General features: G+C 76.5%; 16 protein-coding genes. 7 read left to right on the top strand and 9 right to left on the bottom strand.

The window, feature by feature from the left end; genetic code table 11:
* The first annotated feature begins 100 nt into the window (after positions 1-100).
* Positions 101-1,186: a hotdog domain-containing protein gene (locus ANAEK_RS02800; protein ID WP_012524637.1), complete on the top strand. Its 1,086-nt coding sequence runs from the start codon at positions 101-103 to the stop codon at positions 1,184-1,186.
* On the opposite strand, the gene ANAEK_RS02795 is transcribed toward ANAEK_RS02800, so the two are convergent.
* Positions 1,183-2,379, bottom strand: coding sequence for a pyridoxal phosphate-dependent aminotransferase (locus ANAEK_RS02795; protein WP_012524636.1), 1,197 nt, complete (start codon positions 2,377-2,379; stop codon positions 1,183-1,185). The two genes, ANAEK_RS02800 and ANAEK_RS02795, sit on opposite strands and share 4 nt — an antisense overlap.
* A 72-nt stretch (positions 2,380-2,451) precedes the next feature.
* The gene (locus tag ANAEK_RS02790) at positions 2,452-3,396 is read right to left on the bottom strand and encodes a DUF5996 family protein (RefSeq protein WP_012524635.1); all 945 of its coding nucleotides are present in this window, start codon (positions 3,394-3,396) and stop codon (positions 2,452-2,454) included.
* A 179-nt stretch (positions 3,397-3,575) separates the two neighbouring features.
* Here ANAEK_RS02790 and ANAEK_RS02785 point away from each other — a divergent pair, with 179 nt between their 5' ends.
* From ANAEK_RS02785 to ANAEK_RS02775, 3 genes are all read left to right on the top strand, one after another.
* On the top strand, positions 3,576-5,393 hold the full coding sequence (locus ANAEK_RS02785; protein WP_012524634.1) for a patatin-like phospholipase family protein: 1,818 nt from the start codon (positions 3,576-3,578) through the stop codon (positions 5,391-5,393).
* Between the two features lie 69 nt (positions 5,394-5,462).
* On the top strand, positions 5,463-6,062 hold the full coding sequence (locus ANAEK_RS02780; protein ID WP_012524633.1) for a phosphatase PAP2 family protein: 600 nt from the start codon (positions 5,463-5,465) through the stop codon (positions 6,060-6,062).
* An 82-nt stretch (positions 6,063-6,144) separates the two neighbouring features.
* Positions 6,145-6,609, top strand: coding sequence for a VOC family protein (locus ANAEK_RS02775; RefSeq protein ID WP_012524632.1), 465 nt, complete (start codon positions 6,145-6,147; stop codon positions 6,607-6,609).
* 4 nt (positions 6,610-6,613) lie between these two features.
* Here ANAEK_RS02775 and ANAEK_RS02770 read toward each other — a convergent pair whose 3' ends face one another.
* From ANAEK_RS02770 to ANAEK_RS02750, 5 genes are all read right to left on the bottom strand, one after another.
* On the bottom strand, positions 6,614-7,459 hold the full coding sequence (locus tag ANAEK_RS02770; protein WP_232288353.1) for an aspartate/glutamate racemase family protein: 846 nt from the start codon (positions 7,457-7,459) through the stop codon (positions 6,614-6,616).
* 81 nt (positions 7,460-7,540) lie between these two features.
* Complete coding sequence (locus ANAEK_RS02765; protein WP_012524630.1) at positions 7,541-8,455, bottom strand: LysR substrate-binding domain-containing protein; 915 nt, start codon at positions 8,453-8,455, stop codon at positions 7,541-7,543.
* Between the two features lie 69 nt (positions 8,456-8,524).
* Complete coding sequence (locus ANAEK_RS02760; RefSeq protein ID WP_012524629.1) at positions 8,525-8,878, bottom strand: hypothetical protein; 354 nt, start codon at positions 8,876-8,878, stop codon at positions 8,525-8,527.
* Positions 8,878-9,312: a YbaN family protein gene (locus ANAEK_RS02755; protein ID WP_012524628.1), complete on the bottom strand. Its 435-nt coding sequence runs from the start codon at positions 9,310-9,312 to the stop codon at positions 8,878-8,880. Before ANAEK_RS02755 ends, ANAEK_RS02760 begins: the two co-directional genes overlap by 1 nt.
* Before the next feature lie 155 nt (positions 9,313-9,467).
* On the bottom strand, positions 9,468-10,223 hold the full coding sequence (locus tag ANAEK_RS02750; protein ID WP_012524627.1) for a hypothetical protein: 756 nt from the start codon (positions 10,221-10,223) through the stop codon (positions 9,468-9,470).
* A gap of 196 nt (positions 10,224-10,419) precedes the next feature.
* Between ANAEK_RS02750 and ANAEK_RS02745 the strand changes: the two genes are divergently transcribed.
* Positions 10,420-11,304, top strand: coding sequence for an alpha/beta fold hydrolase (locus ANAEK_RS02745; protein ID WP_041454172.1), 885 nt, complete (start codon positions 10,420-10,422; stop codon positions 11,302-11,304).
* The gene (locus ANAEK_RS02740; RefSeq protein ID WP_012524625.1) at positions 11,301-12,092 is read left to right on the top strand and encodes a phosphatase PAP2 family protein; all 792 of its coding nucleotides are present in this window, start codon (positions 11,301-11,303) and stop codon (positions 12,090-12,092) included. Before ANAEK_RS02745 ends, ANAEK_RS02740 begins: the two co-directional genes overlap by 4 nt.
* A gap of 1 nt (position 12,093) precedes the next feature.
* Here the strand turns inward: ANAEK_RS02740 and ANAEK_RS02735 are convergent, their stop codons facing one another.
* Complete coding sequence (locus ANAEK_RS02735) at positions 12,094-13,707, bottom strand: alpha-amylase family glycosyl hydrolase (protein WP_012524624.1); 1,614 nt, start codon at positions 13,705-13,707, stop codon at positions 12,094-12,096.
* A gap of 119 nt (positions 13,708-13,826) precedes the next feature.
* Positions 13,827-14,453 (bottom strand): TetR/AcrR family transcriptional regulator, encoded by a 627-nt coding sequence (locus ANAEK_RS02730; RefSeq protein ID WP_012524623.1) that lies wholly within the window; start codon positions 14,451-14,453, stop codon positions 13,827-13,829.
* Between the two features lie 166 nt (positions 14,454-14,619).
* Here ANAEK_RS02730 and ANAEK_RS02725 point away from each other — a divergent pair, with 166 nt between their 5' ends.
* On the top strand, positions 14,620-15,855 hold the full coding sequence (locus ANAEK_RS02725; RefSeq protein ID WP_012524622.1) for an efflux RND transporter periplasmic adaptor subunit: 1,236 nt from the start codon (positions 14,620-14,622) through the stop codon (positions 15,853-15,855).
* Positions 15,856-15,891: the final 36 nt, after the last annotated feature.

Genomic DNA, 15,891 nt, shown 5'->3' with positions numbered 1-15,891 from the left:
TCTTGCGCGTTCGCGGCGCGCGTGCGGCGGCGCGCCGCGGGGCACGAGGCTAAGAACATCGAGCCCGGCGCCCGCCACGCGCCGCGACCGGAGATCGAGGATGACGCCCGCCCAGACCGACCGAACGCTGACCCTGCCGCTCTCCCGCGACCTCGCGCTGCGCCGGCGCTTCATGGTGGTGGACGAGCCGCTGCAGGGGAACCTGCGCTTCGGCCTGCTGCTCGAGGCGCTCGACAAGCTCGCCGAGGAGGCCGCGCTCGACTACGCCCGCAGCGCGCACCCGCAGGCGCGGGTGGTCACCGCCGCTGTGGACAACATCCTCGTGCGCCACCCGCCCGACGTGGAGCGCGATCTCGAGCTGTCCGCGCGCGTGAACCACGTGGGCCGGACCTCGATGGAGGTGGGCATCCGGGTCACGCAGCCCGGCGATCCGCCGCTCCACGTGGCGTCCTGCTACTTCACCATGGTGGCCCGGCTCGGCGAGGGCGACGAGGCGCGCAGCGTGCCGCTGCCGCCGCTCGAGTACCCCGGCGAGCGGGCGCGCCACCGGGAGCGGCGGGCGCTGGAGCGGCGCGACGAGTACCGGCGCCACCTGGCCGCGTCGGACGAGCCGCCGGACCGCGCGGAGTTCGAGCTGCTCCGCGGGCTCCACCGCGCGCAGGACGTGCCCGGGTTCACCGGGCTGCTCGCGGCCGAGCTCGCGACCGACGCCTGGGAGCGGATGTTCCCGGAGCAGGAGAACGTGCCGCGGAAGATCTTCGGCGGCTACGTGATGCGGCGCGCCTACGAGCTGTCCTCGATCTGCGCCGAGCACGCCGCGCCGGAGCGGCCGGTGCTCGCCGCCGTGAACCGGGTGAACTTCTTCCACCCGGTGCGCCTCGGGGACACGCTCCACTTCTCCTGCCGCGTGGTGCACACCGCCGGCAGCTTCGTGTCGGTCGAGGCGAGCATCGAGCGGCGCAGCCGCGACCGGACCGTGCGCGCGCTCTCCAACTCGTGCCTGTTCACGTTCGTGAACGTGGACCGGGAGATGCGCCCGCGCGACGCGCTCGCGGTCTACCCGACCACGTTCGCCGAGGACGCGCGGCTGCTCGCGGCGCGCCGGCAGCACGCGGCGCTGCTCCGGCACGCGCACCGCGGCTGGATCTCCGAGGGCTGGACCTCGGAGGCGCCCGCCGGGGCCTAGCCGCCGCGCGCCTTCCGGGCGGCCCGCGCGAAGCCCGGGGCCGCGCGCCGGATCACCTGCTCGTCCACGCAGAAGGTGAGCCGCATGTAGCCGGGCATCCCGAACCCGCGCCCGGGCACGGCCAGGATGTTCTCCTCGAGCAGGAGCCGCACGAACGCCTGGTCGTCGCCGCCCGGCACCTCGGGGAAGAAGTAGAACGCGCCCTCGGGCAGGTGGAACGAGATCCCGGCCCCGGTGAGCGCCTCGGCCATGGCCCGGCGGCGCCGGTCGTAGACTCCCACGTCCACGCTCTCGTCCACCAGCGCCTCCACCAGCCGCTGTCCCACCACCGGCGCGTTCACGAAGCCGAGCGTGCGGTTCGTGAGCGTGAGCGCGTCCACCAGCACCTGCGCGTCGGGCATGGCGGGGTTCACCAGCAGGTAGCCCACGCGCTCGCCGGCGAGCGACAGGCTCTTCGAGAACGAGCCCACCACCAGCGAGAACGGGGTGAGCGGGAGGATCGCCGGCACCGCCGCGCCGCCGTAGGCGAGCCGGCGGTACGGCTCGTCGGAGACGAGGAACACCGGCCGCTCGCGCCCCTGGTTGACGCGCGAGAGCAGCGCCCCGAGCGCCTGCATGGTGGCGGCGTCGTAGATGCGGCCGGTCGGGTTGTTGGGCGAGTTGACCAGCACGACGCGCGTGCGCGGGCCGATGGCGGCCTCCAGCGCGGCGAGGTCGGGCGTGAAGTCCGGGACGATCGACGGCACCGCCCGGAGCACGCCGCCGAAGTGGCCGGCGTAGGCGCCGTACTCCACGAAGTACGGCGCGAAGCAGAGCACCTCGTCGCCCGGCTCCAGCACCGCGCGGAAGAACGTGACCAGCCCGCCGGCGGCGCCGCAGGTGAGCACCAGGTGGCGCGCCTCGACCGGCGCCTGCTGCTCGGCCGCGAGCCGGCGCGCCAGCGCGGCGCGCACCGAGGGCAGCCCGGCGTTCGGGCAGTAGCCGAGCCCCATGGGCGCGGTGACCTCTCCGGCGAGGTCGCGCAGCGCGGCGGCGGCCGCGGCCGGCGGCGGGACGTCCGGGTTGCCCAGGCTGAAGTCGAACACCTGGTCCGCGCCGATGCGCTGCTTCAGCTCCAGGCCGGCGTCGAACATGCGCCGGATCCAGGAGGCGCCCTCCATCTCGCTGCGGATCTGCCGGGTGACCACGTCCATGTTCGCCTCCGTGCCGGGCCGTCCGTTCTACACCATCCGGCGGCCGGGCGAGGCGGGGCGGCGCAGCGGCGGTCACGGGCCGGCCGCGGGCGGGCCGGCGGTGCGCTCCAGCGCGGCGCGATCCCAGCCGCCCCGGCTCGCGCCGGCCCGGTACGTGGCCTCGCAGAACGCCCGGATCTCGGCGGCCGGATCCGGCGCGGCGCGGACCGCCGCGTAGGGGAGCAGGAACTCGCCCAGGCGCCCGTCGTAGCGCGCCGCCGCTGCCCCCGGGTCCGCGTCGCGGAAGCCCGCCGGCTCGGGCGCCGCGTACGCGAACAGCACCGGCTCGTCCACGCGGATCCCGCTCATGGCCGCGCCGCCCGGCCAGAAGCCCCACGAGATCACCTCGTGCGAGTACGCCTCGCGCATCATCGCGTCGACGCCCGGCCGCGCCGGCGCGCGGCGCCCGGAGAAGCGCGTCGCCGCGAGATCGAAGCCTCCCCAGAAGAAGTGCACCGGGCTCTGCTTGCCGACGAACCCGTCGCCGAGCGCCTCGAGCGCCGCCGCGCAGCGCCGGAGCACCTGCCAGAACCGGTGCGCCGCCTCGGCGTCGTACGGCCGCGGCGCGTCGTCCCGATCGAACGGGACCGGATCCGGCACCTCGACCGGCACCGGCCACAGGCGGACGCGGACGCCGAGCGCGTCGAGCACGGCCAGGTACTCGTCGTAGAACGCGTGCACCGATCGCGTGACGAGCGGGATCGACACCGTGCGCCGCTCGGTCCGCACCACGAGCGCGTGCTCGACGAGGTCGAGCTCGAGGTCGAGGCAGCCGTCGCGGGTGGGGATGGCCGCCGCGCTGGCGAGGCCGCGGGCGGAGACCCGCAGCGCGACGTGCCACCAGTGGTTCAGCGGCGCGGCGCAGGCCAGCAGGGTCTTGCCCATCATCTGCGTCCACATGTGCAGCGCGTACCGGGTGGCGTCCCACTGGGCGAGCGGCAGCTCGGGCCAGGCGCCCGGGGCGGGATCTCGGGTCATCGGAGGACCTCCGGCCTCGACATGTGCGCCCGCAGCCCGGGCCGCCGCGCTCGGGCGGGGGCGCCGCCGATGGCCCAGCCCTGCGCGCCGGGGCCGGCGCGTCCCCTCGCGGTCGCCCGCTCGACAAGCCCCTCACCGATGGCAAAGTGGCCTCGCTGGACCAGCCGCGAGGGCACCGCATGCAGACCGGAACGGGAAGCGCCGACGGACTCCTGGAGTGCGACCTGGTGATGAAGGGCGGCATCACGAGCGGCGTCGTGTACCCGCTCGCGCTGGTGGAGCTGGCGCGCCGGTACCGCTTCCGCTCGGTGGGCGGGTCGTCCGCAGGCGCGATCGCGGCCGCGGCGGCGGTGGCGGCCGAGTACGGGCGCCAGACCGGCGCGACCGCCGAGGGCGCCGGCTTCGCCGGCCTGGCGGCGCTCCCGGCCAGCCTCGGCGAGCGGCTCCCGGACGGCCGCTCCCGGCTCGGCTCGCTGTTCCAGCCGTCGCGCCGCACCCGGCCCGTGCTGGAGGCGCTGCTCGGCGCCGCCCGCGGCCGGAGCGCGGCCGGCAAGGTGGCGCGCGCGCTCGCGCCGCTCGTCCTCGCGGCGCCCGGCTGCTGGGTGGCGCTCGCCGGGCTCCTGCTCGCCGGCGCGGTGGGCGCGCTCGCGGCGCGGCAGGAGGGCGCCGCGGCCGCGATCGCGGTGGCGCTCTCGGCCGTCGCGGTGCTGGTGCTCTCCGCGCTCGGCGCGATCGCGATGTCGGGCGCCGCGGCGCTCGGCGCCATCGCCGCCAACGGGCTCGGCGTGTGCAGCGGCTTCGCGCCGCCCGGCGGAGACCGGCCGCCGCCGCTCACCCCCTGGCTGCACGGGCTCATCCAGCGGCTGGCGGGCACGCGCGAGGTGCTCACGCTCGGCGACCTCGAGCGCCACGGCCTGCGCCTCGAGGTCACCACCACCAGCGTCACGCACCAGCGCCCGTTCCGCCTGCCGCTCCACCCCGACGACCCGGTGTTCTTCTTCCGCGAGGCGGAGTTCCGGGCGCTGTTCCCGGGCGAGGTGGTGGACCGGCTGGTGGAGGCCGGACGCGCCGAGGAGGCGGAGCGCCGGGCGCGCACCGACGGCCGGCGCGTGCGGCTCCCCGCGCACGATCCGTCGCTGGTGCTGTTCCCGCGCGGGCCCGGGCTGCCGGTGGTGGTGCTCGCGCGCATGAGCCTCAGCTTCCCGCTGCTCCTCGGGGCGGTGCCGCTGTACGGCGTGGACTGGACGCGCAAGCGGAACCAGCGGCGGCGCGCCCGGCCGGAGCTGGAGCGGGCCTGGTTCTCCGACGGCGGGATCTGCTCGAACATCCCCATCCACTTCTTCGACGCGGCCCTGCCCACCCGCCCCACGTTCGCGATCGACCTCCGCGAGCAGCACCCCGATCATCCCCTCGGCGCGTGGCTGCCCGCGAACAACGCCTCGGGCATCGCGCAGCGCTGGCACCGCCTGGGCGAGGGGCGCGCCGCGCCGCTCCGGTTCCTGGCCGCGGTGGTGACCACCATGCAGACCTGGGTGGACGAGATGCAGCTCGCCGCGCCGGGCTACCGCGACCGCATCGTGCACGTGTCGCACGCCGCGGACGAGGGCGGGCTGAACCTCGAGATGCCGCCGGAGGTGATCGAGCGGCTCGCCGCGCGCGGCGCCGCCGCCGGCGAGCGGCTGCGCGACCGGTTCCGCTGGGAGGACCACCGCTGGATCCGCTTCCGCTCGCTGCTCGACGTGATGCAGCGCTACGTGGCGCCGACCTGGACCGCGCACGCGCCCGGCACGGCGGGGCGGGCCGCGCTGCTCGAGCTGCTCGAGGCGCATCGCGGCCGGCGCGGCAGCTACCCGGTCACCGGGCCGCAGGCGGACTGCGCGCGCGCGGCGCTGCAGGGCGTGGACCGGCTGGTGGAGGCGACCGCCGCGACCGGCGGCGACCTGACCGAGCGGGCCCCCCGGCCGGCCCCGGAGCTGCGGGCGCGCCCGCGCGTGTAGCGGCCCGCCCCCGAGCCGCGCGAAACGGGGTAAGAGGAGGGCCGCAGGCCCACGCTCCCCGGGGACCCCGTGCTCGCAGCGATCACCCACGACCTCCACACCGCCGGCGAGGCCTGGCTGTTCCGCGCGCTGAACGCCGACGGCGGCCCCATCCTCGACGGCCTCATGGTGGTGCTGTCGTCGAAGCCGTTCGGCGCGGCGTGGGCGATCCTGCTGGCGGTGCTCATCGCGCGCGCGGTCCGCGGGCCGGCCGGGCTCCGCCTGGTCGCCGCGCTCGGCGCCGCCATCGCCATGAGCGACGGCCTCGGCTCGCAGCTCCTCCGGCCGCTGCTCGCGCGCCGCCGCCCGTGCTACGCGCTGCCGCCCGGCACCTTCCGCTGGCTGGCGCCCGCCGCCGACGTGGGCTCGCTGCCGAGCCTGCACGCGGCGAACTTCTTCGCCATGGCCACGGTGGCCGCCGCCGCCGGCCCGCGCCTCGGGCTGGCCGCGCTCGGCGTGGCGGTGCTGGTGGCGCTGAGCCGGGTCTACGTGGGCGTGCACTGGCCCACCGACGTGCTGGCCGGGGCGGCCTGGGGGGTGGTGTGCGGGATGGTGGCGCGCCTGCTCGCGACCCGGCTCTGGGCCGCGTGGGGGCGCCGCCGGGCGGCGCCGCCGCCGCCCGCGCCCTGAACGGACGTTCACCCGCCCGGGGCCTCGATCCCGGCGGTGCCCCGTGACACTCCTCGTGCGAACCCGAGCCGAGGAGCACCCGATGCCCGCCGTGAAGCACATCCCCGATGGCTACCAGGCCCTCACGCCGTACCTCGTCATGAAGGACGCCGCCCGCGCCATCGACTTCTACGCGAAGGTCTTCGGCGCGGTCGAGCTCATGCGCATGCCCGGGCCGGAGGGGCGCGTCGGCCACGCCGAGCTGAAGATCGGCGACGCGCGCCTCATGCTGGCGGACGAGCACCCGGAGATGGGCGCGCTCGGCCCGAAGTCCATCGGCGGCACGGCGGTCGGCCTCGTCGTGTACGTGCCCGACGTGGACGCCACCGTGGCGCGCGCGGTCGCCGCGGGCGCCACCGTGAAGGGCGCCGTGGAGGACAAGTTCTACGGCGACCGGATGGGCTCGATCGTGGATCCGTTCGGCCACCTCTGGCACGTGGGCACGCACAAGGAGGACGTCTCGCCGGAGGAGATGCAGCGGCGCATGGCGGCGCTGCCGCCCATGTGAGCCGTCACTGCGCCCGCGCTCCGGACGCCGGGAGCATCCGGAGCGCCAGGCGCAGGTGGCTGTCGATGGGATCGAGGAGCGGGACCTCGGTCCCCATGAGATCCATGAGATCGGTGCAGGCGACCACCAGCGCGTCGAGCGGCTCCCGCCTGGCCATGCGGCTCACGATCGCGGCGAGCTCGCCCTGCATCGCCGGCGTCTTCTCGCCGCGCGCGAGCGGCCCGAAGATGAGCGCGTCCAGGTCGTCGGTCCCGGCCTCGTCGGGGACCACCACCCGCACGCCGGCCGCCTCGAGCGCGTCGCGGAAGAACGGCTCGGAGACGGTGAAGCGCGTGCCGACGAGCCCGACCACGCGGTGGCCGGCGGCGCGCACGTCCTCGCAGGTCGCGCCCACCAGGTCGGCGATGGGCAGCGGCGAGCGGGGCCGGAGCGCCGGCAGGAACCGGTGCGGCGTCACCGCCGCGAACAGCGCCAGGGTGGCGCCGGCGCGCTCGAGCCGGCGGAGCGATCCCAGCAGGAGCTCCAGCGCGTCCGCGTCGGCGCCCGCCCGGAGCAAGGCCGAGAACCGGTCGATCCAGACGTGGTCCACGGCGATTCCCGGCCGGCCCGCGTCGAGCGGCAGCGCGGCGAGCCGGGCGGTGAGCTTCCGGTAGTAGTGGACGGTCCCCTCCGGACCGAGCCCGCCCACGATTCCGACGATCGGCTGCATGGCGATGACCTCGTGCTGATGGGTGTAACGGACGGGCGCCGGCCGGGCTCGGGCGCCGGCGGGCGGCAGGGCGGACGAGACGGCGAGCGGCGCGCCCATGGCGCCGTGGACGGGCCCTGCGGTCGCGATCCACGTCTCCATGCCGGCACCGTCCATGGCTGGGATCTGCCACGCGGGGCCGGTCGGGCGGGGCGCGGAGTTCGGTCTCGGAACGAGACCGTTCTAGGAGGGGACCGGCCCGCAGGCGCGGGCCTGGTCCTCGAGCCACCCCACCACCGCGGCGGTGGCGGGGCGGCCGCGCCCGTGCGGCGGGAGCACCAGCCAGTAGGCCGGGCCGATCGCCACCGACGGCTCGAAGGGGCGGACCAGCAGGCCGGCGGCCAGGTCGTCCGCGGCGAGCCGGTGCCGCGCCAGCGCCACCCCCTGCCCCTGCGCCGCGGCGCGGAGCACGAGGTCGGTCGAGGCGAGGCGCGGGCCCCGCCGGACGTCCAGCGAGGCGGGCCCGTGGGCGCGGCGCCACAGCTCCCAGGTCGCGCCCGGATCCCGGTCGTGCAAGAGCCGCAGCCGCGCCAGCGCCGCCGGCCGGCGCGGCGAGCCCGCCGCGCGCCAGGCGGCCGGGCTCATCACCGGGTACAGCACCTCGTCGAGGAGCGGCTCGCAGTCGAGATCGCGCCAGGGGCCGTGCCCGAGCCGGATCGCGAGATCCACCTCGCCGACGCCGGCGGTCCCCAGGTCCACCGGCCGCGGATCCACCAGCACCGAGACCTCCAGGTCCGCGTGGCTCGCCTCCAGCGCCGGGAGCCGCGGCAGGAGCCAGCGAGCCGCGAACGAGGCGGTGGTCGAGATCACCACCGAGCGCTCCGAGCGCGCCTCCCGCACCGCCGCCGCCGCACGCTCCAGCTCGCGCAGCGCGGCGAGCGCGGCCTGCCCGAGCGCCTCGCCCTGCGGCGTGAACGCGAGCCCGCCCCGTCCGCCCGGCCCGCGGGTCAGCGGCGTGCCCGCCCACGCCTCCAGCTCGGCCAGGTGGCGGCTCAGCGACGAGTGGGCCACGCCCAGCTCGCGCGCGGCCGGGCGCACGCCGCGGTGCGCGAACACGAGCGCGAGGGCGCGGAGCGCGTTCAGGGGCAGGTCCTTCACGGTCGCGAGAATAGACCGGCGGCGGGCCGGGCGCCCGGCCTTCGCGCGAGGCGCGGGCGGGAGTCGCGGTCAGCGCGCGTCGGCGGCGGGCCCGGGCGCGCACAGGCCGCCGCAGTCGGCGCCGCGGGGCGGGGCGCAGTCGTCGCGCGGGTCGTCCACGCAGGCGCGGTCGCCGGGGCAGCGGATCGCCGCGAAGCCGCCGCAGGGCACCGGCTCGACGCAGGCGCCCGGGCAGGCCGGGTCGGAGGGCCAGGTGCACGCGTCGCCGGGCACGTCCACGCAGACCTGGCCCTCGGGGCAGCCGGCGCCGCAGCCGCCGGTGGCGGCCGCCGCGCGCGCCGCCTCGCCGCGGTGGCCGCGGCCGGCCCCGCAGGCGACGAGCAGGGCCGCGACGCCCAGGATCGCGAGCAGCCGGGGCGCCATCACGGCTCCCGCACCGGCTGCCGCGGCCGGCTCGGGATGCGCAGGACGAACGCGGCGCCGCCCGCGACGAGCGCGGCGGCGGCGAGCAGCACGTACCGCGGCGGCCGCACCGCGAACGCCAGCCACGCGAGGCTCAGCGTCATGCTCCCGAGCGCGAGCGCCTTCACCCAGGCCGGGATGGCGCGATCCCGCTGCCACTTCTGCAGCGGCGGCCCGAAGAGCCGGTGCGTGTAGAGCCAGCGGTGGAAGCGCTCGGAGCTGGCCGAGAACGCCCACAGCGCCACCAGCATGAACGGCGTGGTGGGCACGATGGGCAGCAGGAGCCCGATCGCCCCCAAGGCGAAGGCCGTCCAGCCGAGCGCGAGGAGCAGCAGCCGGCGGGCCGGGGCGGCGGCGCGGGTCGCGGCGGTCGTCGGCTCCGGGTCGGGCGGCACGGGAGAGGTGTAGGGCCGACCGGCCGGGCCGCGCAAGGCGCATCGAGCCGGGGCCGCGGGCCGTGCCGGGCGCCGGCATTGCACCCGGCAGGGCGCCGGTGCCGGGACGGCGCGGCCCCGATCGCGGGCGCGAACGGGGCCGCTCGTCCGGCGCGCTAGTCGCAGTTCTGCGGCTGCGGGCACCGCGCCGGCCGCTCGTACTTGCACGTGCAGGGGCAGGCCTCCTTGCACGCCTTCAGCAGCGCGACGTTGCCCTTGTCCGCGCCGCGGCCGACCGGGAACTGCGCGTCGCAGGACTGGGTGCAGGCGCTCTCGCACGGGCCGATCCCGCAGCTCGTGTCGCCGCCCTCCTCCACGCAGCCGGTGGCGACCTGATCCGCCTCCTGCACCGCGGGCAGCATCGCGACCACCTGGTCGGCGGCGCACACGGTCTGGCCCAGGTCGTCCACGTAGCTCTGGCAGGCGCCGGACCTCGCGAACGCCTCCATGCCGACGGTCACCGGGATCGACTCCGGGCAGCCGAGCACCACGCGGACGCCGTCACAGCCGGTGTAGTAGTGCCAGCGGTTCTGGAACGGCGAGAGATCGGCGACGGTGTCCCAGACGTACCGCACCGTCCGGTCCTGCGGGTTCACCACCTCGGTGAAGTTGCCGGCGGTGACGCTGCTCAGCGTCGCCACCACGCCCAGATCCGCGGAGCAGGGGGTGGCGCCCGCCGCGAGGCGGGTGACGAGCGAGGTCTTGGTCCGGTCGAGCACGTTGCGCGTGCTGAACCAGCCCTTCGGCATGGGCTGCGTCTGGACGGCGGTGGTGCCGGTGGCGTCGATCTGCGCGCCCGCGAGCAGCAGCGGGCTGGTGTCGGCGGCGGCGAGCGCGGGCAGCAGCGCCGCGAGCCAGGTGAGCTTCTTCATGTGAGGTCCCCCCTCGAGTTCGTTCGGCCGGCGCGCCTGGAGGCGGCACCGGCATGCGCGGAAGTGTCCACGCCCCCTTCCGCGTGCGGCAGTCCCGCGATCCCGCGTCGCGAGCGCCACCGACGGGGCACACCCGCGTCGGGGAGGTTCGCCCCGCGTGGAGGCGACGCGGGCGCGGGGACGCTACGCTGCGTCGGTGGACACGCTCGCGCTCCAGGCCAACGGCCTCCGCTTCGCCGCGCTCGCCGACGGCCCGGGCGACGGTCCGCTCGCGCTGCTCCTGCACGGCTTCCCCGAGCTGGCCCGCTCCTGGCGGCACCAGCTCCCCGCGCTCGCCGCCGCCGGCTGGCGCGCGGTGGCGCCGGACCTCCGCGGCTACGGCGGCACCGAGAAGCGCGGGCCGTTCGACCTCGCCACGCTGGCGGCGGACGCGGCCGGGCTGGTCCGGGCGCTGGGGCGCGAGCGCGCGGTGGTGATCGGGCACGACTGGGGCGGCGCGGTGGCGTGGGCGGTCGCGGGCCGGCATCCGGAGGTGGTCTCGCGGCTCGTCGTCCTGAACGCGCCGCACCCGAGCGCGTTCGCGCGCGAGCTGCGCCGCAACCGCCGCCAGCTCCTCCGCTCGTCGTACATGCTGCTGTTCCAGGTGCCGCTCCTCCCCGAGTGGCTGCTCACCCGCGACCGTGCGGCCGGCGTGGCGCGCGCGCTCCGCGGCGGCTCGTACGTGCGCAGCGCCTGGCCCGCCGAGGAGCTGGAGCCGTACCGCCGCGCGTTCCTCCAGCCCGGGGCCGCGCGCGCGGCGCTCGGCTACTACCGGGCGGCCTTCCGCGGCCGGCGCTCGCCCGGGCCGCGTCCCCGGCCGATCTCCGCGCCCACGCTCATCCTGTGGGGCGTGGAGGATCGCTTCCTGGGCGTGGAGACGATCGCGCGGGCGAAGCTCGCGCCGTACCTCTCGCCCGGCAACCCGCCGGAGATCGTGCCGATCGAGGGCGCGGGCCACTTCGTGCAGAACGAGGCGCCGGAGCAGGTGAACGCGGCGCTGCTCCGCTGGCTCGGCCCCGGCGCCGGGAGGTCCGCGACGTGAGACGCCATCGCCTGCTCGTCCCCCCCGCGCTCGCCGCGGTCCTCGCGCTCTCGGCCCTCCCCGCCCCGGCGCGGCCCGCGCCGGCGGAGCTCCGGGTGAACCTCGCGGCCGACGGCGCCGTCACCGCGGGCGCGCTCGCGGCCGCGCTCGGGCTCCGCCTGCTCGAGCGCGACCTGCTCCCCGCCACCTGCCGCTGGTGCAGCCCGGGCCGCTTCGACGCCTGGGCGCACGAGACGCTGGCCTGGAAGCACCCGTCGCGCGCGGCGACCGCCTCCGACCTGCTCGGCGTGGGCGTGCCGCTCGGCGCGGCGGCGGCGCTGACGGTACCCGACCTCGCGGCGGGCGCGCCCCGGCGCGCGGCCGAGGACGCGCTGCTCCTCGCCGAGGCGGTCTCGATCGCGACGCTCGGCACCGAGCTCGTGAAGGTGGGCACCGACCGGATCCGGCCGGACGCCTGGGACGGCAGCGGGCCCGCGCGCGCGCTCGACTCGCGCGTGTCCTTCTGGTCGGGCCACACCGCCACCGCGTTCGCGGCGGCCGCCGCGGCGGGCACCCTCGCCACCCTGCGCGACGCGCCGGCGGCGCCGTGGATCGTCGGCGGCGGCGCGGCGGCGGCGGGCGCCGTCGGCTACCTGCGGCTGGCCGCGGATCGCCACTGGGCGACCGACGTGCTCGCCGGCGCGGGGTGGGGCACGGCGGTGGGGATCCTGGTGCCGTGGCTCCACTGGCACCCCGTCGCGCACGTGCGCCTGATGCCGTCGCCGGGCGGGATCGCGGGCGAGTTCTAGCTCAGCCGTCCCAGGTGTAGACGCGGACCGAGAGCGCGGGCAGGTCGAACGAGGCCGCGCCCGCCGCGTCGGCCGTGACCGCGGGCGCGGTGCCGGGCAGCCGCGGCGCGAGCGCGGCGCCGGGCGGGAGGCCGGTCACGGGGAGCGTGAGCGGGACGACGTCGTAGTTGAGCAGCACGAGCGCGTGCGAGGTCCCCAGCGTGCGGCGGAAGGAGAGCGTCGCGCCGGACGCGCGGGCGCCCTCGTAGCCGCCGCGGTCGAGCGCCGGCACCGACCTGCGGAGCCCGATGACCTCGCGGTAGAACTCGAGCAGCGAGCCGGCGCGGCCCTGCTCCGCCTCCACGTTGTGCGTGGCCGCGTTGGACGAGAGCGCGCGGAACGGCTTGCCGGTGGTGAACCCGGCGGTGCGCGCGTCGCCGGTCCAGCTCATGGGCGCGCGCAGCCGCCAGTCGCCGGAGAGCGAGGCGGCGCCGCCCATGCCGATCTCCTCGCCGTAGTAGACGAACGGGATCCCCGGGAGCAGCAGGTACGTCGCGGCCGCGAGCCGGTACCGCGCCTCGTCGCCGCCGAGCTGGTCCCAGGGGCGCTGGCCGGCGAACGCGTCGTGGTTGGAGAGCAGGGTGGACGCGGCGAGGCGGGCCGGGTCCTCGAAGTACGCCGCCACCCGCGCCACGGCCGCGGCGTCCCCGCGCGCCGCGCCCATCACGTCGTACTGGAGGCCGAACGCGAACGCGCTGCCGCAGGCGGCGGTGAAGCCGGCCGGGTCGTCCGGCCCCTCGCACACCATGAAGCGCCGCTCGTAGCCGTCGAGCAGCGCCCGCACCTCCGCCATCCGGACGTAGTTCTGCGGCTGGTCGTTCCAGGCGCCGGGCCCGTTCTCGTACAGCATGCCGACCGCGTCGAAGCGGAACCCGTCCACGCCGCGGTTCAGCCAGAAGCGCTGGCTGTCGGCGTGGTACGCGGCCACCGCCGGGTTCGCGAGATCGAAGTCCGGCATGTTCGTCGCGAACGGCGCGTAGTACCAGCCGCTGCCGGACTGGCGCCACGGGTTGCCGCCGTACACCGACCAGCCCGACGGCTGCGACGACCTCCACAGGTACCAGCCGCGGTACGGGTTCGACTTGTCGTCGGCGGAGTTGAGGAACAGCGGGTTGTTGGCCGCGCTGTGGTTCATGACGTAGTCGAGGATGACGCCGATGCCGCGGGCGTGGGCGGCCGCGACGAGCGCGTCGAGGTCCTCGAGCGTGCCGTACCCGGGCTCGACGCCGCGGTAGTCGGCGACCGCGTAGCCGTGGTCGTGGTCCTGGCTGGCTGTGACCGGCATGAGCCAGATGCCTCGCACCCCGAGGCCGGCGAGGTGGTCGAGCCGGCTCGCCAGCCCGCGCAGGTCGCCGACGCCGTCGCCGTCGGAGTCCTGGTAGCCGCGGACGTAGATCTCGGCGAACGGCCCGCGCTCCCAGCCGTCGGGGAGCGCGCTGCCGGGATCGGCGGCGGGCACCGGCGAGACGTCCACCGGCGGCGGAGGGGTGGAGCCGCCGCCGCAGGCGAGGGCGGCGAGCGCGATCGCGGCGAGGAGGGCGAGCGGGGTGCGGCGTGGCGATCGCGCGGGCGTCATGGGCGCCTCCGGCGGACCGGCCGGGCGCGGGAGCGCGTCCGGCGGGCGCTGCCCTGCTCTCTACGTGCGGACGCGGAGCGGCGTCAACGTCCCGGAGGTCGCGCGGCGCGCGGACCCGCTCACGGGCGGAACGCGCGCAGGAACGTCTGCACCGCGCGGCGCACCGTGGCGCGGACGTCGTCCGGCGAGGCCTCCTGGAGCACGCCCAGGTGCAGGCGCATCATCACGTCGCCGTGGCACAGGTTCACGAACTGCACCGCCGCGTAGTACGGATCGTCGAGCCGCAGCAGGCCGCGCGCCGCCCAGCGCGAGAGCGCCGCGGCGATGAGCTCGTGCGTGACCCGAGGCCCGCGCTCGTACAGCATCTTCCCGATCTCGGGCAGGCGGAACCCGTCGAGCGCGCTCCGGTACAGCGCCACCGCCTCGCTGGAGAGGAACTTCCCGAGCAGGCGCTCCCCGGCGGCCTGGAGGGCCGACTCGAGGTCGTCGCTCGTCTCGCCGAACAGCGCCTCGAGGTCGGACCGCATCTCGTGGGAGCCCTGCTCGAAGCAGGCGACGAACAGCGCGCTCTTGTCGTCGAAGTGGTTGTAGAGCGTGGCCTTGGAGACGCCGGTCCGGGAGGCGATCAGATCGACGCTGGCCCGCTCGTACCCGAGCTCCGCGAAGACCTTCCGCGCCCCATCCAGGATCTGCTGGCGCTTACCAACGCACCAATCGGGGGGTCTCTGGGCCTGATTCTCAGCCATGTCGGATGAACTAAACGGTTCAGTCTTGACTGTCAACCCTTGCCCAGCTAGTTTCCGGCCGCGCATTGAACTGAACGGTTTAGTCTTGACCGTTTCCGAGCGCGCGACTATCTGTACCGCCCTCCCGGGCTCACGGATCCGTTCCCCGGGCCTCAAAGGAATCGTGATGAACCCCTCCCTCCGCTCCTCTCGCGCCGCCGCGCGGCGCGCTCCCGCCCTCTTTTCCGGCAAGCGCGCCCTGGCGCTCGCCGCCCTCGCGCTCGCGGCGGCCGGCTGCGGCGGCAAGAAGCAGGACGCGCGCGCCCCCGGCCCGGTGGAGGTCGGCGTGGTCACCATCTCCCCGCAGGCGGTGACGCTCACCACCGAGCTGCCGGGCCGCGTCTCCGCCTCCAAGGTCGCCGAGGTCCGCGCCCGCGTGAACGGCATCGTGCTGAAGCGCCTGTTCACGGAGGGCAGCGACGTGAAGCAGGGCCAGCCGCTGTTCAAGATCGACCCGGCGCCCTATCAGGCGGCGCTCGACAGCGCCCGGGCGCAGCTCGCCCGCGCCGAGGCGACGCTCGCGTCGGCCAGGCTCACCTCCGAGCGCTACACCGAGCTCGTGGCCGCGAACGCGGTCAGCCGGCAGGAGCACGAGGACGCGGTGGCCGCGCTGAAGAAGGCCGAGGCCGACGTCGCCGCCGGCAGGGCCGCGGTGGACGCGGCCCGCATCAACCTCGGCTACACCACCGTCACCTCCCCGGTGAGCGGCCGGATCGGCCGCTCCGAGGTGACCGAGGGCGCCTACGTGCAGGCCGCGCAGGCCACGCTGCTCGCCACCGTGCAGCAGCTCGACCCCGTCTACGTGGACGTGACGCAGTCCAGCGCCGAGCTGCTCCGGATGCGCCGCGACCTCGAGGCGGGCAAGCTCCAGTCCGCCGGCGCCGGCAAGGCCAAGGTCGCGCTCACCACCGAGGACGGCCACGAGTACGGCCTGCCGGGCACGCTGCAGTTCGCCGACGTGACCGTGGATCCCGGCACCGGGTCGGTGAAGGTGCGCGCCATCTTCCCGAACCCGCGCGCCGAGCTGCTGCCCGGCACGTACGTGCGGGCGCGCCTCGCCGAGGGCGTGAACCCGGCGGCGCTGCTCGTCCCCCAGCGCGCCGTGGCCCGCAACAACAAGGGCGAGCCCACCGCGCTCGTGGTCGCCGGCGGCAAGGTCGAGCTGCGCAACCTGGTCACCGAGCGCGTCGTCGGCGACGCGTGGCTCGTGACCTCCGGCGTGAAGCCCGGCGAGCAGGTGATCGTCGAGGGCCTCCAGAAGGTGCGCCCCGGCGCCCCCGTCAACCCGGTCCCGGCGGGCGGCGCGAAGCAGGCGAACGCCGCGACCCCGGGCCAGCCGGCCCCGGCCGGCGCGGCGCGCTGAGGCGCCGGACAGCGTGACCGCGCGCGCGGCCGGACC

Source organism: Anaeromyxobacter sp. K, from assembly GCF_000020805.1.
Taxonomy (GTDB): Bacteria; Myxococcota; Myxococcia; order Myxococcales; family Anaeromyxobacteraceae; genus Anaeromyxobacter; species Anaeromyxobacter dehalogenans.
The sequence above is the reverse complement of the archived record's forward strand: the minus strand, read 5'-3'. Positions and strand labels throughout refer to the sequence as shown.

Excerpts from the sequence above, each read along its gene's own strand:
- ANAEK_RS02790 (WP_012524635.1), bottom strand. The coding sequence starts at position 3,396 with ATGACCCGAGATCCCGCCCCGGGCGCCTGGCCCGAGCTGCCGCTCGCC.
- ANAEK_RS02785 (WP_012524634.1), top strand. The coding sequence starts at position 3,576 with ATGCAGACCGGAACGGGAAGCGCCGACGGACTCCTGGAGTGCGACCTG.
- ANAEK_RS02735 (WP_012524624.1), bottom strand. The coding sequence starts at position 13,707 with ATGACGCCCGCGCGATCGCCACGCCGCACCCCGCTCGCCCTCCTCGCC.
- ANAEK_RS02795 (WP_012524636.1), bottom strand. The coding sequence starts at position 2,379 with ATGGACGTGGTCACCCGGCAGATCCGCAGCGAGATGGAGGGCGCCTCC.
- ANAEK_RS02730 (WP_012524623.1), bottom strand. The coding sequence starts at position 14,453 with ATGGCTGAGAATCAGGCCCAGAGACCCCCCGATTGGTGCGTTGGTAAG.
- ANAEK_RS02760 (WP_012524629.1), bottom strand. The coding sequence starts at position 8,878 with ATGGCGCCCCGGCTGCTCGCGATCCTGGGCGTCGCGGCCCTGCTCGTC.
- ANAEK_RS02750 (WP_012524627.1), bottom strand. The coding sequence starts at position 10,223 with ATGAAGAAGCTCACCTGGCTCGCGGCGCTGCTGCCCGCGCTCGCCGCC.
- ANAEK_RS02775 (WP_012524632.1), top strand. The coding sequence starts at position 6,145 with ATGCCCGCCGTGAAGCACATCCCCGATGGCTACCAGGCCCTCACGCCG.
- ANAEK_RS02800 (WP_012524637.1), top strand. The coding sequence starts at position 101 with ATGACGCCCGCCCAGACCGACCGAACGCTGACCCTGCCGCTCTCCCGC.
- ANAEK_RS02725 (WP_012524622.1), top strand. The coding sequence starts at position 14,620 with ATGAACCCCTCCCTCCGCTCCTCTCGCGCCGCCGCGCGGCGCGCTCCC.
- ANAEK_RS02770 (WP_232288353.1), bottom strand. The coding sequence starts at position 7,459 with ATGGAGACGTGGATCGCGACCGCAGGGCCCGTCCACGGCGCCATGGGC.